Source organism: Pseudomonas anguilliseptica (assembly GCF_900105355.1).
Classification (GTDB): Bacteria; Pseudomonadota; Gammaproteobacteria; order Pseudomonadales; family Pseudomonadaceae; genus Aquipseudomonas; species Aquipseudomonas anguilliseptica.
Window position 1 is genome coordinate 1199049 of record NZ_FNSC01000001.1, and the last position, 24431, is coordinate 1223479.

General features: G+C 62.0%; 23 protein-coding genes and 2 pseudogenes. 16 read left to right on the top strand and 9 right to left on the bottom strand.

All coding sequences use genetic code 11. The features are described from left to right. Positions 1–4 precede the first annotated feature (4 nt). The 7 genes and pseudogenes from lhpI (at position 5) to BLW24_RS05840 (ending at position 7371) form a co-directional block, all read left to right on the top strand. Positions 5–1774: pseudogene (gene lhpI / locus BLW24_RS05810) on the top strand (cis-3-hydroxy-L-proline dehydratase). Beyond that, on the top strand, positions 1774–2439 hold the full coding sequence (locus tag BLW24_RS05815; RefSeq protein ID WP_090377852.1) for an amino acid ABC transporter permease: 666 nt from the start codon (positions 1774–1776) through the stop codon (positions 2437–2439). The pseudogene lhpI and the gene BLW24_RS05815 overlap by 1 nt, the downstream one beginning before the upstream one ends. A 10-nt stretch (positions 2440–2449) precedes the next feature. After that, positions 2450–3100, top strand: coding sequence for an amino acid ABC transporter permease (locus tag BLW24_RS05820; RefSeq protein WP_090377855.1), 651 nt, complete (start codon positions 2450–2452; stop codon positions 3098–3100). Then, positions 3093–3815, top strand: coding sequence for an amino acid ABC transporter ATP-binding protein (locus BLW24_RS05825; RefSeq protein WP_090377858.1), 723 nt, complete (start codon positions 3093–3095; stop codon positions 3813–3815). The genes BLW24_RS05820 and BLW24_RS05825 overlap by 8 nt, the downstream gene beginning before the upstream one ends. Before the next feature lies 1 nt (position 3816). Further along, on the top strand, positions 3817–4758 hold the full coding sequence (locus BLW24_RS05830) for a proline racemase family protein (RefSeq protein WP_090377861.1): 942 nt from the start codon (positions 3817–3819) through the stop codon (positions 4756–4758). Positions 4759–4879: 121 nt separating this feature from the next. Continuing rightward, a complete protein-coding gene (locus BLW24_RS05835; RefSeq protein WP_090377864.1) occupies positions 4880–5815 on the top strand; it encodes a dihydrodipicolinate synthase family protein in 936 nt (311 codons plus the stop codon). Positions 5816–5895: 80 nt separating this feature from the next. Beyond that, positions 5896–7371 carry an aldehyde dehydrogenase (NADP(+)) gene (locus BLW24_RS05840; RefSeq protein ID WP_090377867.1) on the top strand — a complete coding sequence of 492 codons (1476 nt, stop codon included), beginning with the start codon at positions 5896–5898 and terminating at the stop codon, positions 7369–7371. Positions 7372–7443: 72 nt separating this feature from the next. On the opposite strand, the gene BLW24_RS05845 is transcribed toward BLW24_RS05840, so the two are convergent. Together BLW24_RS05845 and BLW24_RS05850 are read right to left on the bottom strand one after the other, a co-directional pair. Beyond that, positions 7444–8451 carry an Ldh family oxidoreductase gene (locus tag BLW24_RS05845; protein WP_090377871.1) on the bottom strand — a complete coding sequence of 336 codons (1008 nt, stop codon included), beginning with the start codon at positions 8449–8451 and terminating at the stop codon, positions 7444–7446. Between the two features lie 134 nt (positions 8452–8585). Beyond that, a complete protein-coding gene (locus tag BLW24_RS05850) occupies positions 8586–9056 on the bottom strand; it encodes a hypothetical protein (RefSeq protein ID WP_090377874.1) in 471 nt (156 codons plus the stop codon). Positions 9057–9386: 330 nt separating this feature from the next. Here BLW24_RS05850 and BLW24_RS25870 point away from each other — a divergent pair, with 330 nt between their 5' ends. The 3 genes from BLW24_RS25870 to BLW24_RS05860 all read left to right on the top strand — a co-directional run bounded on the left by BLW24_RS25870 (position 9387) and on the right by BLW24_RS05860 (position 12603). Continuing rightward, a complete protein-coding gene (locus tag BLW24_RS25870; RefSeq protein ID WP_167360328.1) occupies positions 9387–9560 on the top strand; it encodes a hypothetical protein in 174 nt (57 codons plus the stop codon). Between the two features lie 40 nt (positions 9561–9600). Further along, positions 9601–10581, top strand: a complete 981-nt coding sequence (locus BLW24_RS05855) for an IS5 family transposase (RefSeq protein WP_090375425.1) — start codon at positions 9601–9603, stop codon at positions 10579–10581. Between the two features lie 192 nt (positions 10582–10773). Beyond that, positions 10774–12603, top strand: a complete 1830-nt coding sequence (locus BLW24_RS05860; protein ID WP_208600144.1) for a M14 family zinc carboxypeptidase — start codon at positions 10774–10776, stop codon at positions 12601–12603. A gap of 59 nt (positions 12604–12662) precedes the next feature. On the opposite strand, the pseudogene BLW24_RS26370 reads toward BLW24_RS05860, so the two are convergent. Beyond that, a pseudogene (locus BLW24_RS26370) lies at positions 12663–12890 on the bottom strand (PA3496 family putative envelope integrity protein). Between the two features lie 242 nt (positions 12891–13132). After that, entirely contained in the window at positions 13133–13999 is an 867-nt protein-coding gene (gene hexR, locus BLW24_RS05870) for a transcriptional regulator HexR (protein WP_090377877.1), read from the bottom strand. 111 nt (positions 14000–14110) lie between these two features. On the opposite strand from hexR, the gene zwf reads away from it, so the two are divergent. Next, positions 14111–15598, top strand: a complete 1488-nt coding sequence (gene zwf / locus BLW24_RS05875) for a glucose-6-phosphate dehydrogenase (RefSeq protein ID WP_167360329.1) — start codon at positions 14111–14113, stop codon at positions 15596–15598. On the opposite strand, the gene BLW24_RS05880 is transcribed toward zwf, so the two are convergent. Next, positions 15599–16009, bottom strand: a complete 411-nt coding sequence (locus tag BLW24_RS05880) for a hypothetical protein (RefSeq protein WP_244161090.1) — start codon at positions 16007–16009, stop codon at positions 15599–15601. Between the two features lie 108 nt (positions 16010–16117). On the opposite strand from BLW24_RS05880, the gene tnpB reads away from it, so the two are divergent. From tnpB to BLW24_RS25530, 3 genes are all read left to right on the top strand, one after another. Further along, positions 16118–16513, top strand: a complete 396-nt coding sequence (gene tnpB, locus BLW24_RS05885) for an IS66 family insertion sequence element accessory protein TnpB (RefSeq protein ID WP_244161054.1) — start codon at positions 16118–16120, stop codon at positions 16511–16513. 18 nt (positions 16514–16531) lie between these two features. Continuing rightward, entirely contained in the window at positions 16532–18088 is a 1557-nt protein-coding gene (tnpC, locus tag BLW24_RS05890) for an IS66 family transposase (protein ID WP_090375563.1), read from the top strand. 202 nt (positions 18089–18290) lie between these two features. Further along, a complete protein-coding gene (locus BLW24_RS25530; RefSeq protein ID WP_139272642.1) occupies positions 18291–18716 on the top strand; it encodes a hypothetical protein in 426 nt (141 codons plus the stop codon). Positions 18717–18993: 277 nt separating this feature from the next. Here BLW24_RS25530 and BLW24_RS05895 read toward each other — a convergent pair whose 3' ends face one another. The 3 genes from BLW24_RS05895 to BLW24_RS05905 all read right to left on the bottom strand — a co-directional run bounded on the left by BLW24_RS05895 (position 18994) and on the right by BLW24_RS05905 (position 21381). Beyond that, positions 18994–20037, bottom strand: a complete 1044-nt coding sequence (locus BLW24_RS05895; RefSeq protein WP_090377883.1) for an IS110 family RNA-guided transposase — start codon at positions 20035–20037, stop codon at positions 18994–18996. A gap of 488 nt (positions 20038–20525) precedes the next feature. Further along, positions 20526–21131 carry a hypothetical protein gene (locus BLW24_RS26375; RefSeq protein WP_244161091.1) on the bottom strand — a complete coding sequence of 202 codons (606 nt, stop codon included), beginning with the start codon at positions 21129–21131 and terminating at the stop codon, positions 20526–20528. Between the two features lie 25 nt (positions 21132–21156). Next, positions 21157–21381 (bottom strand): hypothetical protein, encoded by a 225-nt coding sequence (locus tag BLW24_RS05905; RefSeq protein WP_090377886.1) that lies wholly within the window; start codon positions 21379–21381, stop codon positions 21157–21159. 196 nt (positions 21382–21577) lie between these two features. On the opposite strand from BLW24_RS05905, the gene BLW24_RS05910 reads away from it, so the two are divergent. Next, positions 21578–22558, top strand: a complete 981-nt coding sequence (locus tag BLW24_RS05910; protein ID WP_090375326.1) for an IS5 family transposase — start codon at positions 21578–21580, stop codon at positions 22556–22558. Between the two features lie 135 nt (positions 22559–22693). On the opposite strand, the gene BLW24_RS05915 is transcribed toward BLW24_RS05910, so the two are convergent. Beyond that, complete coding sequence (locus tag BLW24_RS05915) at positions 22694–23281, bottom strand: hypothetical protein (RefSeq protein WP_139272643.1); 588 nt, start codon at positions 23279–23281, stop codon at positions 22694–22696. Between the two features lie 107 nt (positions 23282–23388). On the opposite strand from BLW24_RS05915, the gene BLW24_RS05920 reads away from it, so the two are divergent. Beyond that, positions 23389–24369 carry an IS5 family transposase gene (locus tag BLW24_RS05920; RefSeq protein ID WP_090375775.1) on the top strand — a complete coding sequence of 327 codons (981 nt, stop codon included), beginning with the start codon at positions 23389–23391 and terminating at the stop codon, positions 24367–24369. Positions 24370–24431 lie beyond the last annotated feature (62 nt).

The window sequence follows — 24431 nt, forward strand, 5'->3', positions numbered from 1 at the left end:
CTATATGACGATGACAAGAATCAAGGGCCGCAGTCTGGTGGAGGGTCGCGGTCGGGGCAACCTGCTCTGGGCCGACCAGGGCCTGAGTTTCTGGGGTGGCGTCGACCCGTTCAGCGCGGAGGTGATCGATCGACACCACCCGCTGAGCGGGCAATCCCTGGCCGGGCGCGTACTGGCCATTCCCAGCGGACGCGGCTCCTGCACCGGCAGCAGCGTCCTGCTGGAACTGATCCTCAACGGCCCGGCACCGACGGCGCTGGTGCTGGCCGAACCCGATGAAATTCTCACCCTCGGCGCGCTGGTCGCCGAGCAGGTATTTAACGTGCAACTGCCGGTGCTGTGCATCGGCCACGCCGCCTTCGCCGACCTTGAGCCACATGCCGGGGCCAGCGTGCGCATCGATGGCGAGCAGCTGCTGCTGGCTGCCGACGCGCCGGATAGCCCCTGGAGCGCCGAGCCCATGGCGAGCACCGATGGACCTCGCACTTCGCTGTCGCTGAATGCGCGCGACCGTGCCCTGCTCGCCGGCGAATACGGCCAGGCGGCCCAGGTGGCCATGCAGTTGGTGTTGCGCATGGCCGAACTGATGGGCGCCAGCGAGTTGCTGGATATCAGCCAGGCGCATATCGACGGCTGCATCTACACCGGCCCGGCCTGCCTGCGCTTCGCCGAGCAACTGCGCGACTGGGGTGCGCAAGTCTGCGTACCCACCACCCTCAACGCCATCTCGGTAGACCAGCGGCGCTGGCGCGCCCTGGGCATCGAGCCGGACTTCGGCGAGCCAGCCAGCGCGCTGGGCGATGTCTATATGGCCATGGGTGCCCAACTCAGTTTCACCTGCGCGCCCTATCTGCTGGACAGCGCGCCGGCACTGGGCGAACAGATCGTCTGGGCCGAGTCCAACGCCGTGGTGTACGCCAACAGCGTGCTGGGTGCGCGCACCCTGAAGTACCCGGACTACCTGGATATCTGCATCGCCCTGACCGGCCGCGCGCCGCGCTGCGGAGCGCATCTGGACGAGGGGCGGCGCGCAACCCTGCTGGTCGAGGTGCAATACCCGCAGGAGCCCGACGACAGCTTCTGGCCCCTGCTCGGCTACCACGTGGGCCTGCTCGCCGCCCGCAACATCCCGCTGCTCACGGGCCTGGAGCACAGCGCCGCCAGCAGCGACGACCTCAAAGCCTTTGGCGCCGCCTTTGCCACCACCTCGGCAGCGCCCATGTTCCATATCGCCGGGGTCACCCCCGAGGCACCGGATGAGGCCAGCGCGCTCGGCGGCCAGGCGCCGGCCCGGCAGCTGCGGGTGACCCTCGATGAACTGCTGGAAAGCTGGCGGGGGCTCAACAGCGCCGAGTCGGCTGAGGTCAGCCTGGTGGCCCTGGGCAACCCGCACTGCTCGGCCACCGAACTGGCGCGCCTGGCCGAGCTCTGCTAAGGCCACCACAGCCATCCGGACACCACCCTGGTGGTGACCTGCGGCCGCGCCGTGCAGCAACAGGCCGAGACTGCCGGGCACCTGGCCGTGCTGCGCGAATTCGGTGCCGAACTGCTCACCGACACTTGCTGGTGCATGCTCGGCGAGCCGGTGGTGCCGCCCGGCGCCCGCACCCTGATGACCAACTCCGGAAAGTACGCCCATTACGCCCCAGGCCTGGTGGGCCGCCAGGTGCACTTCGGCAGCCTCGCCGCATGCGTGGGAGCGGCCTGTAGCGGTCGCAACGCCAGGGCGGTGCCTGCCTGGCTGGTCAACCCTCAACCCCACGGGAGTCACTGATGTTCGATTACAGCTTCCACTGGCGCATCGCCTTCAAGGCCCTGCCGGATATGCTCAATGGCGCCTGGGTAACCCTGGAAACCGCCGCCCTGTCGATGCTGCTGGGCACCCTGATCGCCCTGCTGCTGACGTTGCTGCGCCAGCAGCAGAACCGGCTGCTGCGCGGTTTCGCCGAAACCTGGGTGTCGATTGCGCGCAACACCCCTTCGCTGTTCCAGATCTACGTCCTCTACTTCGGTCTGGGCGCCTTCGGCCTGCATGTCAGCTCCTGGCTGGCGCTGCTGGCCGGCATCACCTTCAACAATGCCGGCTACCTGGCGGAAAACTTCCGTGGCGGCCTCAAGGCCGTGCCCGATACACAGATGCGCGCGGCGCGCTCGCTGGGCATGAATGCCTGGCAGGCCTACCGCCTGATCATCATCCCGCAGCTGCTGCGCATCGTCTTCCACCCGCTGTCCAACCAGATGGTCTGGGCGGTGCTGATGACCTCGCTGGGCGTGATAGTCGGCCTGAACGACGACCTCACCGGGGTGACCCAGGACTACAATGTCAAGACCTTCCGCACCTTCGAGTACTTCGCCCTGGCGGCGGTGCTCTATTACCTGATCGCCAAGACCATTGTGCTCAGCGCCCGGCCGATGGCCTGGCGGCTGTTCCGCTACTGAGGGCCACAGCATGTTTTCCACCAGTCTGACCGCCAGCGACCTGCTGTTTATGCTCCAGGGCGCCTGGGTGACCCTGCAACTGACCGCCGCCGCCATGCTTATCGGCACCCTGTCCGGCGTGCTCTGCGGCCTGCTGCGCGCCGCCCTTCCGCGCGCCAGCATGCCCCTGGCCTGGGTGCTGGATGTGTTTCGCAGCGTGCCGCTGCTGATTCAGTTTGTCCTGTTCAACTCGCTGAAAAGCATCGCCGGCCTGGATATCAGCGCCTTCGCCGTCGGCTGCCTGGTGCTCGGCATCTACGCCGCGGCCTTCTGCAGCGAGATCGTGCGCAGCGGTATCCAGGCGGTGCCGGCCAACCTGCGCCGCGCTGCCCGCTCCCTGGGCATGAGCTACTGGCAGGACCTGCGCTTCGTGGTCCTACCCCTGGCCACCCGGGTGGCCTTTCCCGGCTGGTTGAACCTGGTGCTGAGCGTGATGAAGGACACCGCCCTGGTCATGTGGATCGGCATCTTCGAACTGTTGCGCACCTCGCAAAGCGTGGTCACGCGCATCCAGGAACCGCTGCTGGTGCTCTGCATCGCCGGCCTTATCTATTACCTCATGAGTCTGATGGTGGCCCAGCTGGGCAACCGCCTGGAAAAAAGGTGGCAGGAAAATGATTGAAATCGACAAGGTGCATAAATCCTTCGGCGACCTGGAAGTGGTCAAGGGCGTCAGCCTGACGGTGAATAAGGGCGAGGTGGTGTCGATCATCGGCGGCTCCGGCTCCGGCAAGTCCACCCTGCTGATGTGCATTAATGGCCTGGAGCCGATCCAGCGCGGCAGCATCCGCGTCGACGGCACCGAGGTGCATGCCCCGGGCACCGACCTGAACAAGCTGCGGCAGAAGATCGGCATCGTGTTCCAGCAGTGGAACGCCTTTCCCCACCTGACCGTGCTGGAGAACGTCATGCTGGCACCGCGCAAGGTGCTCGGCCTGAGCAAGCAGGACGCCGAGGCCATGGCGGTCAAACAGCTCACCCACGTCGGCCTGGCGGACAAGCTCAAGGTGTTCCCCGGCAAGCTTTCCGGCGGCCAGCAGCAACGCATGGCCATCGCCCGCGCGCTGGCCATGAGCCCGGATTACATGCTGTTCGACGAGGCCACCAGCGCCCTCGACCCGCAGCTGGTGGGTGAGGTACTGGACACCATGCGCCTGCTCGCCGAAGAGGGCATGACCATGATCCTGGTGACCCATGAGATCCGCTTCGCCCGTGATGTATCGGATCGCATGGCCTTCTTCCGCAATGGCCTGGTGCACGAGATCGGCTCGCCCGACCAGGTGATCGGCAACCCGCAGATGGCGGAAACCGCCGACTTCCTCAGATCGGTACTCTGATATGCGCTCGAGCAAGGTCATTCATATAGTCAGCTGCCACGCCGAAGGTGAAGTGGGCGACGTGATAGTCGGCGGCGTGGCGTCGCCGCCCGGCGACACGCTGTGGGCCCAGTCGCGCTGGATCGCCGAGGACCAACGCCTGCGCAACTTCGTGCTGAACGAGCCGCGCGGTGGCGTGTTCCGCCACGTCAACCTGCTGCTGCCGGCCAAGGACCCACAGGCGCAGATGGCCTGGATCATCATGGAACCGGCCGACACGCCGCCGATGTCCGGCTCCAACTCGCTGTGCGTGGCCACGGTGCTGCTGGAAACCGGCATCCTGCCGATGCAGGAACCCGTCACCCGGCTGTGCCTGGAGGCCCCGGGCGGGCTGATCGAGGTGCTGGCCGAGTGTCACGATGGCAAGGTGCAGCAGGTGCAGGTGCGCAACCTGCCGTCCTTCGCCGACCGCCTGGACGCCATGCTCGAAGTCGAAGGCCTGGGCACGCTCAAGGTCGACACCGCCTACGGCGGCGACAGCTTTGTGATCGCCGATGCCCAGGCCCTGGGTTTTGCCCTGAGCGCCGACGAGGCCGCCGACCTGGCCGCCAGCGGACTGAAGATCACCCGTGCGGCCAACGAGCAGCTGGGCTTCGTCCATCCACTGAACTCGGACTGGGCGCATGTCTCCTTCTGCCAGCTGGCCGGCCCGCTGGAGCGCCTGAACGGCGTGCTGACGGCGGCCAGCGCGGTGGTGATCCGCCCCGGCAAGGTCGACCGCTCGCCCACCGGCACCGGTTGCTCGGCGCGCATGGCGGTTCTGCAGAGGCGAGGCCAGTTGCAGGTCGGCGAGGCCTTTGTCGGCCGCGCCTGGATCACCGGCACCCATCAGCACCTGCTCGACCCGGACGATCCCTGGCCCGAGGGCTATCGCCTCAGCGATACCTGGCCGGTCGAGGCCTGACAGCCCTTTTTTACGCTTAGACGATAAACAGGGCCCAGGCCCACCTCATGGAAACAAGGGCTGATTACGGCCATTTATCTTCGTATACGAAATACGTTTAATCTGCCCAGGAGGCAACAGCATGAGCAGCAACATCTTCACCGGCACCATCCCCGCCCTGATGACCCCTTGCACCGCCGAGCGCAAGCCGGACTTCGACGCCCTGGTGCGCAAGGGCCGAGAGCTGATCCAGACCGGCATGAGCGCCGTGGTCTACTGCGGTTCCATGGGCGACTGGCCGTTGCTGACCGAGGCCGAGCGCCAGGAAGGGGTGGCGCGCCTGGTCGCCGCCGGCATCCCGACCATCGTCGGCACCGGCGCGGTAAACAGTCGCGAAGCCGTGTCCCACACCGCCCACGCCGCCAAGGTCGGCGCCCACGGCCTGATGGTCATCCCCCGCGTGCTGTCCCGGGGTGCTTCGCCGGCCGCCCAGGAGGCGCACTTCGCTGCCATTCTCGAAGCGGCGCCGACGCTGCCGGCGGTGATCTACAACAGCCCCTACTACGGCTTTGCCACCCGCGCCGAGCTGTTCTTCAAGCTGCGCCGCCAGTACCCCAACCTGATCGGCTTCAAGGAGTTCGGTGGTGCCGCCGACATGCGCTACGCCGCCGAGCACATCACCTCGCAGGATGATCAGGTGATTCTCATGGCCGGGGTCGATACCCAGGTGATGCATGGTTTCGTCAATTGCGGCGCGACCGGCGCCATCACCGGCATCGGCAACGTCCTGCCGCGCGAAGTGCTGCAGTTGGTGGAGCTGAGCAAGCAGGCCGCCCAGGGCGATGCCGTTGCCCGCCGCCGCGCCCTGGAGCTGTCAGAGGCGCTCAACGTGCTGTCGTCTTTCGACGAGGGCTGCGACCTGGTTCTTTATTACAAGCACCTGATGGTGCTGGGCGGCGACGCGGAATACAGCCTGCACTTCAATCCAAGCGATGCCCAGCGCCACTACGCCGAGACCCAGTACCGGCTGTTCCGCCAGTGGTATGCCAATTGGTCGGCCGAGCACAACCTCGCCTGATACCGTGCTGCGGCCGGGTGCTCACCTGCATCCGGCCGATCTGCCGCATTCAACCGAACAGCCCCCAACAGGAGCTAGCAATGCCCGCCATCACCGGCCACAACTTTATCGCCGGCGGCCGCAGCGCCACCGGCGAGATCATCCTGCAGAGTTTCGACGCCAGCAGCGGCGAGGCCCTGCCCTACAGTTTCCACCAGGCCAGCGAAGCCGAGGTGGACGCCGCCGCGCGCGCCGCCGAGGCCGCCTACCCGGCCTACCGCCAGCTGAGCCCGGAACAGCGCGCCCAGTTCCTCGACGCCATCGCCGAGGAGATCGATGCCCTCGGCGATGACTTCGTGGCCATCGTCTGCCGCGAAACCGCCCTGCCGCCGGCACGCATCCAGGGCGAACGGGCGCGCACCAGCGGCCAGCTGCGCCTGTTCGCCCAGGTGCTGCGCCGCGGCGACTTCCTCGGCGCGCGCATCGACCGCGCCCAGCCCGAGCGCCAGCCACTGGCCCGGGCCGATCTGCGCCAATGGCAGATCGGAGTCGGCCCCGTGGCAGTGTTCGGCGCCAGCAACTTTCCCCTGGCCTTCTCCACCGCCGGTGGCGACAGTGCCGCGGCCCTGGCCGCCGGCTGCCCGGTGGTGTTCAAGGCCCACAGCGGCCATATGGCCACCGCCGAGCTGGTGGCGCAGGCGATCATCCGTGCCGCCGAGACCACCGGCATGCCAGCCGGGGTGTTCAACATGGTCTACGGCGGCGGGGTTGGCGAGTGGCTGGTCAAACACCCGGCGATCCAGGCGGTGGGCTTTACCGGCTCGCTCAAGGCCCGCGGCGAGCAGATCGCCAGCGAACTGAGCGCCTCGGTGATCTTGGGCTGCGGCCAGTTCTGCACCAATCCTGGCCTGATCATTGGCCTGAGTTCGCCGGCATTCGGCGCCTTTACCCGCGAACTCGCCGCGCATATGGCGGATCAAGCGGCGCAGACCATGCTTAACGCTGGCACCTTGAGCAGCTACGAACACGGCGTGTCTGCACTGCACCGCCACCCCGCCGTGCGTCATCTGGCCGGCCAGCCGCAGCAGGGGCGCCAGGCCTGGCCGCAACTGTTCCAGGCCGATGTCGGCCTGCTGCTGGGGGGCGACCCACTGCTCCAGGAGGAGGTCTTCGGCCCCTGCACGGTGCTGGTCGAGGTGGCCGATCTGCATGAGCTGCAACTCGCCGTGCAGGCCCTGCACGGCCAGCTCAGCGCCAGCCTGATCGCCGAGCCGGAAGACCTCAGCCTGTGTGCGGCGCTACTGCCACTGCTGGAGCACAAGGCCGGGCGCCTGTTGCTCAATGGCTACCCTACCGGCGTGGAAGTCTGCGATGCCATGGTGCACGGCGGCCCCTACCCGGCCACCTCGGATGCCCGCGGCAGCTCGGTAGGCAGCCTGGCCATCGAGCGCTTTCTGCGCCCTGTGTGCTACCAGAACTATCCGGACCAGCTGCTGCCCAAGGCCCTGCAAAACGCCAACCCCCTGGGCATCGAACGCCTAGTGGACGGGCAACACACACGGGCGCCGCTGCTCTGATTTCGTGCCGGCACGGATAGGCGGTGCCTGTGATTTCAACCCGGCCTCGGCCGGGTTTTTTATGGCGATCTGCTAATCCAGCAACGCCTGCAGGTCGTCATACAGCGTCTGCGTGATCTCCACCCCATGGGTCAGGCTGTGCGCCCGGGCGGCATAGCGACGCTGCGAGGGCAGGCGTGCGCCTTGTTCCTGCATGGCCATAAACAGGGCCTCGGCGCGGGCCAGGTGCCGGGCGGCCTGATCACCCAGAAAGCGCTGCGGATCCAGGGCGATCAGCAATTCCCCGTGGTAGGGCAAAGCCTTGCTACCGGCGTCATGGGCGCTGGATTCGAGGCTGGTCAGATCGCCGATCAAGGGCCCCGCGATCAGCTCGATCATGGCGGACAGGGCCGAGCCCTTGTGCCCGCCGAAGGTCAGCATGGCGCCCTGATCGAGTACTTCGCCAGCATCACTACAAGGCTGGCCATGGCGATCGATCCCCCACCCGGGCGGCAAGGGTTCGCCCGAACGGCGGTGCCGTTCGATATCGCCGCGGGCGATGGCACTGGTGGCAAAGTCGAAGATAAAGGGCGCCTGGCCAGCGCGCGGCCAGCCAAAGGCGATGGGGTTGGTACCAAATAACGGACGGCTGCCACCGGCCGGGGCCACATAGGCCTGGGTCGGGTTGCAGGCCAGGGCCACCAGCCCCAGCTCGGTCAGCGCCTCCAGTTCGACCCAGAGGGCGGAAAAGTGCACGCAGTGGTTAATCGCCAAAGCCGCGATACCGTTGGCCCGGGCCTTGTCCGCCAGCAACGGCAGGCCGGCGGCAAAGGCCAGCTGGGAAAACCCGCCCCGGGCATCCACCCGCACCACACCCGGTGCCTGGTCATGCACCTGCGGCTCGGCGCAAGGCTCGACCTTACCAGCCCTGAGCGCCTGCACTATGCCGAGCAGACGCCACAGGCCATGGGAAGTGCAGCCATCACGCTCGCCGGCCAGCAGCGTAGCGCCGATGGCCCGTACATAGGCCTCGCTGAAGCCGTGCCGGCGCAGAATGGCCTGCGCCAGCTCCTCGGCCTGTTCCAGGGTCAATCGCAACATCCGTAGCCTCCTCCGGGTCAATTAAGCCCAGGGTGGCCCAGCGCGTTGTCGGTGACTTGATCGCTTTGCCCGCGCCCTATGCCGAATACAGCACAGCCCACTACAACCCAGGCTGCAGATAATTGGCGGCGACGCTACTCCCAGGCATATAACCAGCCCACCGCACTGACCCGCCCTTCGCTGAAGGCCACCAGCAGCTGATCATGCTGGCCGCGCCAGTGATAACTCCACAGCAGCGGCCCTGGGCTGCCCTGCCACTCCGTGCGGCGCTGCCAGTCGGCGTAATCCGCCTGCTCGATCGTGACTTTGGCATCAGGCTCACCCAACAGCGCCAGCACCGCCGGCGTATCGCTATGCGCAGCCAGCACCTCTGCGGCCAGCGTCTGCATCAGCTGGTGCTTGCGCCCCTGCCAGGCATCCAGATCCTGCCGCCACTCGCCACCGGCAAAATTCCCCTTGGCTTGACGCAGCTGCGTCCACTCGGCCGCCATCGTGGGCCCCTTATCAGCGCCTGCCTGCTGCTGGGCTCCGCCTGAAGCACAGCCCAAGGCCAACCCGAGGGTCAGCAGCAACATGCCGATCCGCAATCCATTGATTCCTTGCATAAATCCCTCCTTACACGGTTGCCATACATAGCCAGCAGCCATCATTTTTACGAACATCGTGTCGACTATATGTCGTGAAAATACGAAAAACGACAGCGATCTACGAAGAAATTGACAGCCAGCCAAGCGCCTTCTAAGTTCCTTTGCACTCTTGTACCAGATCGGCCAGCCTCCCATAACAAGATGTTCAGGGGCATGCAGTAGCGCCAACGCATTCGGCATCAAGAGCTTCCACTGCCAAACATCCCTCGCCCTCCACAAGGGGGCAAAAAACACACCGTTCCTTACCAGGGGCGGACAAACAATAAGTGAAGGATAGGAATCTCAAGAATGAGAAAGCGGAAGTTAACCCTCGCCATCAGTGCCAGCATCACCGCGCTTTGCATGCTCACCGCGGTTCAGGCCAACCCCCAAGAAGACTTTATGTTGCTGGAGCAGGAAAAAGCCGCCAACCAGGTGTACAAGGCGTTTTTCCCTAAGGATGGTCTGAAAAAGACTTCCTGATTTTGGCAAAATATCCGCACTCCACCCGCCGAGTTTTCCGATGAAGCAAATGACCTTCGCCGATGCCGAGTACGCCGGCAAACGCAAGCAGACCCGCAAAGAGTTGTTCCTGATCGAGATGGATCGGGTGGTGCCGTGGAAGGGTTTGATCGCACTGATCGAACCGTATTACCCCAAGGGTGAAGGCGGTCGGCCGGCCTATCCGCTGATGGCGATGCTACGTGTGCACCTGATGCAGAACTGGTTCGGCTACAGCGACCCGGCGATGGAAGAAGCGCTGTACGAGACCACTATCCTGCGGCAGTTCGCCGGGCTGAGTCTGGAACGTATCCCCGACGAAACCACCATCCTCAACTTCCGTCGTCTGCTGGAGAAACATGAGTTGGCTGCCGGCATCCTGGCCGTCATCAATGGCTATCTTGGCGACCGTGGCCTGTCGTTGCGCCAAGGCACCATCGTCGATGCCACGCTGATCAATGCGCCGAGTTCGACCAAGAACAAGGACGGCAAACGCGACCCAGAGATGCACCAGGCCAAGAAGGGCAACCAATACTACTTCGGCATGAAGGCGCACATTGGCGTGGATGACGAGTCGGGGCTGGTACACAGCGTGGTAGGCACGGCGGCCAACGTGGCGGATGTCACTCAGGTCGACAAGTTGCTGCACGGCGAGGAAAACGTGGTGTGCGCCGATGCGGGTTATACCGGCGTCGAAAAGCGCCCCGAACATGATGGGCGCGAGGTGATCTGGCAGGTTGCTGCCCGCCGCAGCACCTATAAGAAGCTGGGTAAGAGCAGCCCGCTGTACAAAGCCAAACGCAAGATCGAGAAGGCCAAGGCCCAGGTGCGCGCCAAGGTTGAGCACCCGTTCCGGGTGATCAAGCGTCAGTTCAGTTATGTAAAGACACGCTTCCGTGGCTTGGCCAAGAACACGGCGCAACTGGTGACGCTGTTCGCGCTGTCGAACCTGTGGATGGCACGCCGACATTTACTGACCAATGCAGGAGAGGTGCGCCTGTAATGCGGGAAATGGCTGCCGCGAGCTACTCGCGGCGGCTAAAAACACAGAAATGAATGGGTAATCTGATCGTTTTTGATCGATTTGCCGCTTTCAAAATCGGCGGGGCTGAAGTCAGCCAGAAATACATGGCTACTTCAGACCATCCCAAACGAAGACATTGCCCGCAAAGCGGCCATCAGCTTCCACGGTCAGTTGCTTGAGTCGCACTACAAGCAAGGCTACCTGATCATGGAGCTGACCGAGGAAGAACAGGAGAAACTCACGGCCTTCGGTTTTACCTTCGCACCGGCCACCGAGTTTATTGCCAAGCGCAATGAAGTCCTCACGCAGATCCAGAATCGCCTGCAACAGCGCAGCCTGAAAAGCGCCACGGCGATGAGCGACGCAAGCCTGGCCAGCATCCCCGGTTATGCCTGCTATGAAACCCTGGAGAGTACTTACAGCGTGGCCAGCGGCATGGCCAGTCAGTTCCCCGGCATTGCCGAATGGCTGCTGGTTGGTCAGACGTGGGAGAAGCTCAACGGCCAGGGCGGGCACGACATCGGCGTGCTCAAGCTGACCAACAAAGCCATTACCGGCAATAAGCCCAAGCTGTTTATCAACAGCGCCATCCATGCCCGCGAATACACCACGGCACCGCTGGTGCTGGATTTCGCCCGCTGGCTGGTCAACGGCTACGGCACCGATGCCGACGCCACCTGGATTCTCGATCACCACGAAGTCCATCTGATGCTGCAGACCAACCCGGACGGTCGCAAGAAAGCCGAAACCGGGCTGTCCTGGCGCAAGAATGCCAACCAGAACTATTGCGGCGCCAACAGCAACAGCCGCGGCGCCGACCTCAACCGCAACTTCACCTTCGGCTGGAACAGCACCAACGGCCAAGGCTCCAGCGGCAGTGCCTGCAATGACACCTACCGTGGCCCAAGCGCCGGCTCCGAGCCGGAAATCCAGACTCTGGAAGCTTATGTGCGCAGCCTCTGGCCGGACCGTCGCGGCCCCGGCAAGAATGACGCAGCGCCAAGCGATATCAGCGGCATCCACCTGGATATCCACAGCTACAGCGAACTAGTGCTATGGCCGTGGGGCGATACCAGCCAGGCCGCGCCGAATGGCACCGCGCTGCAGACCCTGGGACGCAAATTCGCCCTGTTCAATGGCTATTCGCCACAGCAGTCCATCGGCCTCTACCCGACCGACGGCACCCCGGGCGGCCCGGATATCAGCAACCTTGCGCTGAGTGGTAATGCGTCCAGCGGCGTGCCGGCCGGCACTCTGGTTACGCTGAGTGCCACCGCGAGTGACCTGCGCTTCAGCACCCGCAACGGCACCGAGCCGACGCAGAACGTCACCGCCGCCGAGTACTACATCGACAAGGCGCCCTGGGAGTCAGGCGCTCAGGCGATGCCATTGCAACCCTTGGACGGCAGCTTCAACGGCAAGACCGAAGGCCTGACCGGCAGCATCGCCACCACCGGGCTGCAGCCAGGCAAGCACACCGCATATGTCCGCGCGCGGGATGCGTCCGGCACCTGGGGTGCGGTCTCGGCGGCATTTCTGGTGATCGGCAGCGGTACGCCGCAGCCAAACTACTGCAGTGCGGCCAGCGGCAACGCCAACGATGAGTGGATCAGCCAGGTCAGCTTCGGCAGCTTTACCCGCAGCTCAGCCGCCAGCACCTACAGCGACTTCACCGAACCGCGGATCGGCCAGGTGGTGAACCTGCAACGGGGCAGCAACAGCCTGCGCCTGACGCCGCAATTTGCCGGCACGGCGTACAACGAGTACTGGAAGGTCTGGATCGACCTGAACAAGGACGGCGACGTCACCGATGCGGGTGAAGAACTGTTCACCTCCGCACGCGCGCTCAGAACGGTGGTGAATGGCAACCTGGTGATCCCTGCAGGCGCCGCCACCGGGAAAACCCGCCTGCGGGTAGCCATGCGCTACAACACCGCGCCCGTGCCGTGTGGCACCTTCAATTACGGCGAAGTGGAGGATTACACCGTCAATATCGAGTAAGACCTGGCAGCCTGGAGCCGTCTTATACGGCCCCAGGTTCGCTTCCAGCCCTAACGCATTTAGCGCGCCGTCGCTGATGCATCCTTCTTCGATCCCACCTGCAGACTGTGCAGGTAGCTGGTCGCGATCAACTCCGGAAAATCGATCAACTCATGCTGCAGCTGACGCTGCTCGGCATAGCTTTCAATCGCGCGGCGGTATTACATGCGACGCTGATCCAGCAGCTTGCGCCGGGCCTTGGCGTCGCTGCTTTCGTGGGACTGCGGTTTATCCAGATAGCCAGACATAGGGGGTAACTCCCAAGCTGAATAAGGGGAGTACCAGCATCGACCCTGGATATGACGCTTTGATGGCCACGCGATAACGTGGCGATGAAATTAGCGGCGCAGAAACCTGATTCAAGATCTCGCGAGCTAGAGCGAGACAAGGCAAAAACGGCCGAGGACGCGGAGTTTACGGTTTGTAAATGAGCAGTCCGAGGCCGTTTTTAACGCAGGATCGCCGACGCGCAGCAGATCCTGAACAGGTTTCAGTCTTCGCTGCTCTTATGCGCTTTTGGCGACAGCCGCAGGCTACGCAGACTGCGCTTGACGCTCTTGAGGTGGTTAACCAGGCCTGGGCCACGGGCCATGGCCACACCCATGGCGAGCACGTCGATCACCACCAGGTGAGCGATACGCGAGGTCAGCGGGGTGTAGATTTCGGTGTCTTCCTGCACGTCGATGGCCAGATTGACCGTGGCCAGGTCGGCCAACGGCGTCTGGCTCGGGCACAGAGTGATCAAGGTCGCACCGGTTTCACGCACCAGGTTGGCGGTGATCAGCAAATCCTTGGAGCGCCCGGACTGGGAGATGCAGATGGCCACGTCGGTGGGCTTCAAGGTCACCGCGCTCATCGCCTGCATATGCGGGTCGGAATAGGCTGCGGCCGTGAGCAGCAGGCGGAAGAACTTGTGCTGGGCATCCGCCGCCACTGCGCCGGATGCGCCAAAGCCGTAGAACTCCACGCGCTGGGCATTGGCGATGGCAGCAATGGCCTGCTGCAGGGCCTGGGTGTCGAGTTTCTCGCGCACCTCAATCAAGGTGTGCAGGGTGGTGTCGAAGATCTTCAGGCTGAAGTCCGCCACCGAATCGTCTTCATGAATCGCGAACTGGCCGAAACTGGCACCGGCAGCCAGGCTCTGCGCCAGTTTCAGCTTGAGATCCTGAAAACCGGTGCAGCCAATCGCCCGGCAGAAACGCACAATGGTCGGCTCACTGATACCAACGCTGTGCGCCAGCTCGGCCATGGAGCTGTGCATGACCGAGGCCGGGTCGAGCAGAACATGGTCGGCGACCTTGAGTTCCGATTTGCGGAGTAGATGACGCGACTGGGCAATGTGCTGCAACAGGTTCACAGGTTTAGGCTCGGCATTTGGCTAACGAATCCATCTAGCACGCCGCATTGGAGTCATGACTCGGTTATGATCGGCGTAAGACGGGTTGTAGTGGTCTTGTAGTTATACTACATGGCCGCCGCCCTCGCACGGTTAAACCGAGTCGGAGTTCCCACCTTGAGCATTCCCTGCGACATGCTGGTGTTTGGCGGCACCGGCGACCTGGCCCTGCATAAACTGCTGCCAGCGCTCTACCACCTGCATCGCGCGGGTCGTCTGCATGGTGACACGCGGATTCTCGCCCTGGCCCGCAGCGCCCATAGCCGCACAGCCTTTCAGGCCCTGGCCGAACGCCATTGCCGAGCCCAGGTGGCGCGCAACGACTTCGACAACGACACCTGGGCCGGTTTTGCTGCGCGCCTCGACTACTTCGCCATGGACGCCAGCCAGAGCGCCGATTTCGGCCGCCTGGGCAAACGCCTGGGCGACGACCCCGAGCGCGTGCGCATCTATTACCTGGCCACCGCGCCGGATCTGTTCGAAGACATCGCCTCGCACCTGAAGATCGCCAGCCTGGCCGGCCCCAAGGCGCGCATCGTGCTGGAAAAGCCCATCGGCCATTCGCTGCAGTCGGCGCAGGCGATCAACGCCGCCATCGGCGCGGTATTCGATGAGTCACGGGTGTTCCGCATCGACCATTACCTGGGCAAGGAGACGGTGCAGAACCTGATGGCCCTGCGTTTCGCCAACGCGCTGTTCGAGCCGATCTGGCGCGCCGGGCATATCGATCACGTGCAAATCAGCGTGTGCGAAACCCTTGGCGTGGAAAATCGCGGCGCCTACTACGAAAAAGCCGGCGCCATGCGCGACATGATCCAGAACCACCTGCTGCAGCTACTCTGCCTGGTGGCCATGGAAGCGCCGGTACGTTTCGACGCCGAGGCAGTGCGTAACGAGAAGGTAAAGATCCTCGAAGCCCTGAAACCCATCACCGGCCTCGACGTGCAGGACAAGACCGTGCGCGGCCAGTACACCGCCGGCAAGATCGGCGGCCAGGAAGTGCCGGCCTATTACTTCGAGAAGAACGTCGACAACGACAGCGACACCGAAACCTTTGTCGCCGTGCAGGCCGAGATCGACAACTGGCGCTGGGCCGGCGTGCCGTTCTACCTGCGCACCGGCAAACGCCTGGGGCACAAGACGTCGGAAATCCTTATTCAGTTCAAACCGGTACCGCACCAGCTGTTCGGCGGCGGCGAAGCCAACCGCCTGCTGATTCGCCTGCAGCCGGAAGAACGCATCAGCCTGCAACTGATGGGCAAGAGCCCAGGCAAGGGCATGCACCTGCAGCCGGTAGAGCTCGACCTCAACCTGGCCGACGCCTTCCACAAACAGCGCCGCTGGGACGCCTACGAACGCCTGCTGCTCGACGTGATCGAAGGCGATTCGACGCTGTTTATGCGCCGCGACGAAGTCGAAGCGGCCTGGAGCTGGATCGACCCGATCATCAAGGGCTGGCACCAGCACTACCAGAGCCCGCGGCCCTACCCGGCCGGCAGCGACGGCCCCGAGCAGGCCAGCAACCTGCTGGAGCGCCATGAACGGCAGTGGATGGAATAACTAAGCCAACTGCTGCTCAAACACCTGCAGCACGGCCTCCGGCAACTGCTTGCGCAAGCCATCGCCGCTGATCAACAGCAGCAACGGCAACAGCTTGCGCAGGGTCGCCGGCTGCAATCCGGCGCAAACATCCGCCTGCCGCGCCAGTGACAAGCCACCCAGCACCTGGGCGGCCACCGGCAGATTGCGATCCGCCACCGCCGCTTCGGTCAGTTTGCACAGGTAACCGGTGGAGAAACTGCGCAGGCTTTCGCTGATCAGCGGCATATCGACAATATGCCGGGCAATCTGCAGCACATGGTCGACATCGTTGATGCCGTATATCAGCACCTTGATCTGCTTGGCCGACAGGCACTCGGCATACAGCGCCGCCGTGGCAAAGGCACCATCGGCGCAGAGCTGGCGCGCCACCTCAAGATGCAGGCTGTCGGGCAGGCTCAGGTAGGTATCGAGGATCAGCCGCGGGTCGAGGGTAAGCGCTCCATAAACCTCATCTACAAATGATCCGCAGGCCAGCCAATGCTGAGCTCCAATTTCTTTCTGGAGCCAGCCGTCATGATGCGCCCCGACGCCAAAGTCGAAAAAGTCTATCTATACCCCAAGCCGGTGGATTTCCGAAAATCCATCGATGGCCTGGCCGCCCTGGTCGAGCTGGATATCAAGGTGGCGGTGTTCGACCCGGTGCTGTTCGTCTTCCTCAACCGCGCGCGCAGCCGGGTGAAGATTTTGTATTGGGAGCGCAACGGCTTTTGCCTGTGGCTCAAGCGATTGGAGGCTGAACGCTTCAAGTCGCATCCGGAACCTGGCGAAGATGCGATCGTGCTGACGGCCCAGGAGTTGAACTGGTTGTTGGACGGTATCGACCTGTGGCGCAACCGGCCGCACCAGGTTTTGACCCCTAGGTTCGTCACCTGAGCCGGTATAATCCACGGCATGATTTCTGTGCCCGAAACCCTTCCTGATGACCCCGCCGCGCTCAAGCAATTGCTCGCTGAGGTGTTGTCGTCGGCGCAGGAATTGGCCAAGGACAAGGATGGGCAGATCGAGCGCCTGCGCGAACAAAACGCGCTGTTGATCCAGCGCCTGTTCGGCCGTAAATCCGAGCAGAGCAGCGACCCGGATTCACCGCAGCTAGAGATGTTCAACGAAGCGGAAAGCCTGGCCGAAGCGGCGGCTGAAGCTCCGGCCGCTGAGGTCGAGGAAGAAGTCGTTGCGCCGACCAAGCGCCGCGGCAAGCGCAAGCCGTTACCGGCCGAACTACCGCGTGTCGAGGTCATCCACGAACTGCCCGAACACGAACTGACCTGCGAATGCGGTTGCCGCAAGCAGGCCATCGGCGAAGAAACCAGCGAGCAGCTGGAAATCATCCCGATGCAGGTTCAGGTGATCCGCCACATTCGCAAGACCTATGCCTGCAAGGCCTGCGAAAGCGCGCCGGTCACCGCTGACAAACCGGCCCAACTGATCGAGAAAAGGCTGGCCAGCCCGAGCGTGCTGGCGATGCTGCTGACCAGCAAATACGCCGACGGCATCCCACTGTATCGCTTCGAAAAGATGCTCAGTCGCCATGGCATCGACATCCCCCGGCAGACCCTGGCGCGCTGGGTGATCCAGTGCGGCGAACTGCTACAACCGTTGCTCAACCTGATGCGCGACAGGCTGCTGGACAGTCCGGTGATCCACTGCGATGAAACCCGCGTGCAGGTGCTCAAGGAGCCTGGGCGCGATCCGAGCAGCCACTCCTGGATGTGGGTGCAGACCGGTGGCCCGCCTGGCAAACCGGTGATCCTCTTCGACTACACAACCAGCCGCGCGCAGGAGGTGCCGCTGCGCCTGCTCGACGGTTATCGCGGCTACCTGATGACCGACGATTACGCCGGCTACAACGCCGTGGCCGCACAACAAGGTGTTGAGCGCCTGGCCTGCTGGGCGCATGCGCGGCGCAAGTTCGTCGAAGCGCAAAAGGTGCAACCGAAGGGCAAAACCGGGCGTGCCGACATCGCGTTGGGGATGATCAACAAGCTCTACGGCATCGAGCGCGAACTTAAGGATGCCAGCGATGAACAGCGCTACCGGGGCCGCCAGCAGCACAGCCTACCGCTCCTCGATCAGCTCAAGACCTGGCTGGAGAAAACCCAGCCGCAGGTCACGGCGCAGAATGCCCTGGGCAAAGCAGTGAACTACCTGGCGAGCAACTGGAGCCGACTCGAACGCTACATCGAGGCTGGCCACCTGCCGATCGATAACAACGCTGCCGAGCGCGCGATCCGGCCCTTCGTCATAGGTCGCAAGAACTGGCTGTTCAGCGACACGCCGAAAGGCGCGACCGCCAGCGCCCAACTCTACAGCCTGGTGGAAACCGCCAAGACCAATGGCCAGGAGCCCTACGCCTGGCTGCGCCATGTCCTCGAACGCCTGCCGCTGGCCAACAGCGTTGAAGCCTACGAAGCGCTGCTGCCTTGGAACTGCCAACCAACGACGCCACTGTAAAACGCAAAACCTCTCCAGAGGGAGGTGGGGTCTATGGAGCGTTTACGTTTCATCGCGCCTCTCCCTTTGTTCAGTCACCGCGGTTCTGGGTATAGAACTGTGGCGCGGGGAGAGTCCATTACAGCATTCAAATCGTTCGCTGCGCTCACTGGGACGGGCTAAAGCCCGCCCCTTAACCAAACGTTATGCACAGTAGGACGTTATGATCTACGTTATCGAAAAGGACTTTGATCGTCAGTTGGAATTGCTCATATTTCTCGCGAGCATAGAAAATTATTCGTTCTGTGGCTGGCTATATCCAGAGTCAAAAATCTCAACCTACTCCGGGCATTCCGTAACGCCAAATTCAACAAACTTAATCCCTGTTACAACCTACGGGGACGGCCACCAACCAAAATGCACCGAAACAATATCTGCAACAAAAAACAACATCATTGAATTTTGTGCTAATAAATCAACAATTGCACAGCACTTCGACAGCTTGGCAATGTATAAAGCCAATGAAAAATCTTGGTCTGTAGTAACTATCGGCCATGAGGGTATTAGTCTAGTACAGGATGATAATCTGCTGGTTAAAATCACTGATGCCGGGTTTACTGGTTCGTTACAGGCTCCAGAATGGTGGTAGCGCATAACAAGCGGTATATGGACTCTCCCCACAAGTAGTGAGCAAAGCTTTGCTTTTGCACCTGTCGTCAGCGCGGTTGCATTCGTATATCCGGCCTGTTTTGGGCTCACCGCCCTGGCCACTCTGTAGTTCGCGCAGCGGGGGCCAAGCGTTCAATCGATCACGCGGATCATGATTGTTATCGGCCTTATTCCGCTGCAGGACTCGCCTGTTCCGACAGTGCTGCTGCTCACCACAACCACAAGAAAACCATCTCTCCCTTCTGATTACCCCGCCGTCAGGCGGGCTTTAGGCTTTGCCAGTTACCACTGAAACGCCGCTCATGGCACCACACGGCCCAGCAAATCCTGACCAACTTGTTGGCCAGGGCTACAGCCGCTTTGTTGTGGCCGATACGGGCTGCCGTCTCGACGGCCCAGCGTTGCAATTGGGTCAGTTTTTCCGGTGAGCGAGCCTGACAGCGCTGTGCTGCCAGCAAGGCCGCTCGCGAGCCGTGGATTAACAAGGTGCGCACATAGACGTTGCCCTGTCGGCTGATGTGACCCAACTTGCGCCGGTCGCCGCTACTGAATTCGCGTGGTGTCAGGCCCAGCCAGGCGCTGAGTTGACGACCACTGGCAAAGCGCTCGGGCTTGCCGACTGCGTTTTTCAGGGCGCTGGCGGTCAGCAGGCCAATACCGCTGACTTCATCGAGTTTGCGCACCACTTCATCGTCGGCGTGCCAGCGTTTGAGTTGCTGCTCACACTCGGCCACGCACTGTTCGTGCAGGTTGATTTCCGCCAGGACGATATGCAGTTGATGGCTCAAGGGGGCGACTTCTGGGCGCTCAACCAACTCGTGGGCCGCACGGATAAACGCGGCGGTGGCGACCGGGGCTTCGATACCCGCTTCGCGCAGGATGCCGCGCAGCAGGTTGATCCGCTGGGTACGGCTTTTCTTCCAGGTTTCGCGCAGCCCGTGCAGTTGCTGCACCTGTTGTTGCTCATGGGTTTTCACCGGCACCGGATAGATATCCTTGCAGCGCGCGGCCTCCAGCATCGCATCACAGTCATTACGGTCGGTTTTGTTGCGGCGTCGATACGGGCGTACATAGCGCGGGTGGATCAGCTTTATCGAATGGCCCAGTGCCTGTGCCACGCGCCCCCAGTAATGGGCCGTGCCGCAAGCCTCCATCACCCACTCGACCGGCTCAGTTTGCTCCTGTATATATCGCCTGAACGCCTCTCGGTTCAGCCGCTTGCGCTGCACCACCTGGCCGGAACGGACACTCTCGGCAACTTGGCAAACGGACTTGGCCAGATCAACCGCAATTCGTTTCATCGCGCCTCTCCCTTTGTTCAGTCACCGCGGTTCTGGGTATAGAAGTGTGGCGCGGGGAGAGTCCATTACAGCATTCAAATCGTTCGCTACGCTCTCTGGGACGGGCAGAGCCCGCCCCTTAACCAAACGTTAGCGACTGGCTGCTATGGGTCGGTAGCGGCCCTTGGTGAGCGACCTGAAGCTGCCAGAAACAGTCATTTAATACGTCTACAAGAGTAGGGCCGATTCAAACATGCGCGCACGCGAGACTGCCAGCGTGTTGCTTCCAACACACTCGGCAGTGGCTCCGATTAATTCGGGTGCTCAGTTAGCGGGTGGACCTGTGTGCGCCAGACAAACAAAAGCCCAGCGATTAGGCCGGGCTTCGGGTGTTGCATGCTCAATCTGTCAGCGTGCGTCTGGCTTTTTCCTGCTCTCTGATTTGCTGGCGCAGCTCACGAAACAATGCCCGATAACCGCCAGCCCAAGCATTGCCCGCCGATGCTGTCTTACCTTCGGCGCTGCGTGGCCCGGTGCTTTTCTCCCACGGCTTCCAGCGTCGAATCATTGCTGCTTGCTTTGCCCTGCGCTCGGGTGTCCAACCGTTGCCCATGCTCCACCTCCAATAGTTCGGTTTGCTTGTTTTTAGTTTTCCGTGTGCGCAAGGGTTGCGGTGCTACGCCGTTGTTTACTTGTACCTGATTGCCGATGTTCGCCTGTTTCACAAAGGCTATTTGCTTCGGCGCCTTGAGTTCGCCAAGGGTTTGCAGGGTGGCCCGGCACTGGCCTTGCGCTTTGAGTGCGAGGCGCAGCAGGGTGTCTAGCTGGTCTAGATTTTTTGCCCCCATGGCGCGGCTGGCCAGATTGGAGAATAGAGCCTCGAGGGTGTGCGCCTGAGAGGCCAGCATGTTCTCGGCTCTGGTCATGTCGCCCGCGTTTATTGCCTTGGTCTGGTGTTTAAGTTCTTTGGCCAGCTCGTTGATATGCGTTTCGTCTGTAAACGCGCAGCTAGTCAACACAATGGCGCTCAGATTCTCGGGCGTCACCGATGCTCTAACCCTAGCCTGCAATGGAGTTTCGCCTTCTTGCTTGGTTGCAGTGAGGTGCAAGGTCATAGCTTTACTCTCCCGCTCTAGGTGCTCAGTGCGTGGTTGTCGAGGCTGGGTGAACGGCGGCAAGGTCGCGCACCATGATGATCGGGCTGCGTTCAACGTCGGCCAAGACTTCACCGAACATGCCGAAAATAGACGCCAGCGCTTTTGCCCGTTCGGCGTCTTGCTCATTGTCGATATAGGCCCAGACGTCGAATGACATTGCCGTCAGCTCGTTGAGTGCTTCCTTGTCGATAGAGAATTGGTTGCTCATTGCTTGTGCCCCTTGGTCTTTAGTTTTCACTTGGTCGACTCCATTGCTGTCGAGTTGTACCGCTGGCGCAGCTCGGCACCAGCAGCGCAATAGCGGCTCTTTGGCGCGTAGCAGGCTTTGCAGGCGGTTAGGGATGGTCTGAAAAAGACTTCCTGATTTTGGCAAAATATCCGCACTCCACCCGCCGAGTTTTCCGATGAAGCAGATGACCTTCGCCGACGCCGAGTATGCCGGCAAGCGCAAGCAGACCCGCAAAGAATTGTTCCTGATCGAGATGGATCGGGTAGTGCCATGGAAAGGGTTGATCGCTTTGATCGAGCCGCATTATCCAAAGGGTGAAGGCGGCCGACCGTCCTATCCGCTGATGGCGATGCTGCGAGTGCATCTGATGCAAAACTGGTTCGGTTACAGCGATCCGGCGATGGAAGAGGCGCTGTACGAGACCACCATCCTACGCCAGTTTGCCGGGCTGACTCTGGAGCGCATTCCTGACGAAACCACCATCCTCAACTTCCGCCGCTTGCTGGAAAAACACGAACTGGCTGCCGGCATCCTGGCCGTGATCAATGGCTACCTGGGTGACCGTGGTTTGTCGCTGCGCCAAGGCACCATCGTCGATGCCACGCTGATCAACGCGCCGAGTTCAACCAAGAACAAGAACGGTAAGCGTGACCCTGAGATGCACTCAACCAAGAAAGGCAATCAGTATTACTTCGGCATGAAGGCGCACATCGGGGTGGATGACGAGTCTGGCTTGGTGCACAGCGTGGTGGGTACTGCCGCCAACGTGGCGGATGTCACCCAGGTCGATAAGCTGCTGCACGGCGAGGAAAACATGGTGGGGGCCGATGCCGGATATACCGGTGTCGAGAAGCGCCCCGAGCATGAGGGCCGTCAAGTGATCTGGCAGGTTGCAGCACGGCGTAGCACTTACAAGAAACTCGGTAAGCGCAGCGCGCTGTACAAAGCCAAGCGCAAAATCGAGAAGGCCAAGGCCCAAGTGCGAGCCAAGGTCGAGCATCCGTTTCGGGTGATCAAGCGTCAGTTCGGTTATGTGAAGACGCGCTTCCGTGGCCTGGTCAAAAACACGGCGCAACTGGTGACTTTATTCGCGCTGTCAAATCTGTGGATGGCGCGCCGACATTTACTGACGAATGCAGGAGAGGTGCGCCCGTAATGCTGGAAATGGCTGCCGCGAGGTGCTCGCGGCGGCTAAAAACACAGAAATGAGCCGGTAATCTGATCGTTTTTGATCGATTTATCACTTTCGAAATCAGCAGAGGCTGACGTCAGCCAGAAATGCATGGCTACTTCAGAGGATCCTTAGGTGATTGACGTACTGGTCACGGGCTGCGATCCATTCAGGCGAGGCCGTGGCGGCGGTGTGGATGGGGCGTTGTGGCTCGCCGTCGTGCTGCTCGACCATTTGGAGCGGTTGCGCCAGATGGTCAGCCGTCTCTGCTCGATTGATCCATGCCGGGTTGCTGCGAATCAATGCGGCCACCTCGGCAGGATCGGCCCCGGCGCACTCGGTCACGTCGTCGTCAGTCAGTAAGCCCATTTGCATCAGCTCGGCAGGTCGAACGCCAAGATGGCGAGCCACACGCGCCAGCCATAGGTTGGCCGGCGCTGGTGCTGGTGCGTGGACTATCGACAGACCAGCCCGGTAGCGCTCCAGCTCAACGCCAGTTAAACGCCGGGTTAGTCCAGGCATTGGCACCACTTGCGCCAGCGCGTCGCCGTGGTCGCGCTTGGCGAGCCTTTCCACGCTGCGTTGATCCATGCCGGTGACGGTGCGCTGAATTATCTCGCCGCCATCCATCAGCAGCAGCCATAGCCACGCACTGACCGGCAAAGGTTCGGCAGCCTCAGCCAGTAACTCGGGTTTATGGTCACGCACGAACACACGCACAGCGTCGGTGATTCGATCAACAGGGCTTAGGGAAACCCTGAAGAAGACTTCCTGAATTTGGCAAAATACCTGAACTCCACCCGCCGAGTTTTCCGATGAAGCAGATGACCTTCGCCGACGCCGAGTACGCCGGCAAGCGCAAGCAAACCCGCAAAGAGCTGTTCCTGATCGAGATGGATCAGGTTGTGCCGTGGAAGGGTTTGATTGCCTTGATCGAACCGCATTACCCCAAGGGTGAAGGCGGACGTCCAGCCTATCCGCTGATGGCGATGTTACGGGTTCATTTGATGCAGAACTGGTTCGGCTACAGCGACCCGGCGATGGAGGAGGCTCTGTACGAGACCACCATCCTGCGCCAGTTTGCGGGTCTGAGCCTGGAGCGCATTCCCGACGAAACCACCATCCTCAACTTCCGCCGATTGCTGGAGAAACACGAACTGGCTGCGGGCATCTTGGCCGTCATCAATGGCTATTTGGGTGACCGCGGTTTGTCATTGCGCCAAGGCACCATCGTCGATGCCACGCTGATCAATGCGCCGAGTTCGACCAAGAACAAGGACGGTAAGCGTGACCCGGAAATGCACCAGACCAAGAAGGGAAACCAGTATTACTTCGGCATGAAGGCGCACATCGGCGTCGATGACGAGTCGGGTTTAGTGCATAGCGTGGTCGGCACGGCAGCCAATGTTGCAGACGTTACTCAGGTCGACAAGCTGCTACACGGCAAAGAAAACATGGTGGGTGCCGACGCGGGTTACACCGGCGTAGAGAAGCGGCCAGAACATGAAGGCCGTGAAGTGATCTGGCAGATCGCAGCCCGCCGCAGTACGTACAACACGTTGAGTAAGCGCAGCGCGCTGTACAAAGCCAAGCGCAAGATCGAGAAGGCCAAGGCGCAAGTTCGCGCCAAGGTCGAGCACCCGTTCCGGGTGATCAAGCGTCAGTTCGGTTATGTGAAGACGCGTTTCCGTGGCCTGGCCAAAAACACCGCACAACTGGTAACGCTGTTCGCCCTGTCGAACCTGTGGATGGCCCGTCGACATTTGCTGACGAATGCAGGAGAGGTGCGCCTGTAATGTGGGAAATGACCGCTGCGAGGTGCTCGCGGCGGCCAGAAACACCGAAATGAGCGGATGAC

What these genes read in the sequence shown, in the direction of transcription:
- BLW24_RS05815 (WP_090377852.1), top strand. Translation starts at nt 1,774, where the DNA reads ATGTTCGATTACAGCTTCCACTGGCGCATCGCCTTCAAGGCCCTGCCG.
- BLW24_RS05820 (WP_090377855.1), top strand. Translation starts at nt 2,450, where the DNA reads ATGTTTTCCACCAGTCTGACCGCCAGCGACCTGCTGTTTATGCTCCAG.
- BLW24_RS05825 (WP_090377858.1), top strand. Translation starts at nt 3,093, where the DNA reads ATGATTGAAATCGACAAGGTGCATAAATCCTTCGGCGACCTGGAAGTG.
- BLW24_RS05830 (WP_090377861.1), top strand. Translation starts at nt 3,817, where the DNA reads ATGCGCTCGAGCAAGGTCATTCATATAGTCAGCTGCCACGCCGAAGGT.
- BLW24_RS05835 (WP_090377864.1), top strand. Translation starts at nt 4,880, where the DNA reads ATGAGCAGCAACATCTTCACCGGCACCATCCCCGCCCTGATGACCCCT.
- BLW24_RS05840 (WP_090377867.1), top strand. Translation starts at nt 5,896, where the DNA reads ATGCCCGCCATCACCGGCCACAACTTTATCGCCGGCGGCCGCAGCGCC.
- BLW24_RS05845 (WP_090377871.1), bottom strand. Translation starts at nt 8,451, where the DNA reads ATGTTGCGATTGACCCTGGAACAGGCCGAGGAGCTGGCGCAGGCCATT.
- BLW24_RS05850 (WP_090377874.1), bottom strand. Translation starts at nt 9,056, where the DNA reads ATGCAAGGAATCAATGGATTGCGGATCGGCATGTTGCTGCTGACCCTC.
- BLW24_RS25870 (WP_167360328.1), top strand. Translation starts at nt 9,387, where the DNA reads ATGAGAAAGCGGAAGTTAACCCTCGCCATCAGTGCCAGCATCACCGCG.
- BLW24_RS05855 (WP_090375425.1), top strand. Translation starts at nt 9,601, where the DNA reads ATGAAGCAAATGACCTTCGCCGATGCCGAGTACGCCGGCAAACGCAAG.
- zwf (WP_167360329.1), top strand. Translation starts at nt 14,111, where the DNA reads ATGGCCGCCGCCCTCGCACGGTTAAACCGAGTCGGAGTTCCCACCTTG.
- tnpB (WP_244161054.1), top strand. Translation starts at nt 16,118, where the DNA reads ATGCTGAGCTCCAATTTCTTTCTGGAGCCAGCCGTCATGATGCGCCCC.
- tnpC (WP_090375563.1), top strand. Translation starts at nt 16,532, where the DNA reads ATGATTTCTGTGCCCGAAACCCTTCCTGATGACCCCGCCGCGCTCAAG.
- BLW24_RS25530 (WP_139272642.1), top strand. Translation starts at nt 18,291, where the DNA reads ATGATCTACGTTATCGAAAAGGACTTTGATCGTCAGTTGGAATTGCTC.
- BLW24_RS05895 (WP_090377883.1), bottom strand. Translation starts at nt 20,037, where the DNA reads ATGAAACGAATTGCGGTTGATCTGGCCAAGTCCGTTTGCCAAGTTGCC.
- BLW24_RS26375 (WP_244161091.1), bottom strand. Translation starts at nt 21,131, where the DNA reads ATGACCTTGCACCTCACTGCAACCAAGCAAGAAGGCGAAACTCCATTG.
- BLW24_RS05905 (WP_090377886.1), bottom strand. Translation starts at nt 21,381, where the DNA reads ATGAGCAACCAATTCTCTATCGACAAGGAAGCACTCAACGAGCTGACG.
- BLW24_RS05910 (WP_090375326.1), top strand. Translation starts at nt 21,578, where the DNA reads ATGAAGCAGATGACCTTCGCCGACGCCGAGTATGCCGGCAAGCGCAAG.
- BLW24_RS05920 (WP_090375775.1), top strand. Translation starts at nt 23,389, where the DNA reads ATGAAGCAGATGACCTTCGCCGACGCCGAGTACGCCGGCAAGCGCAAG.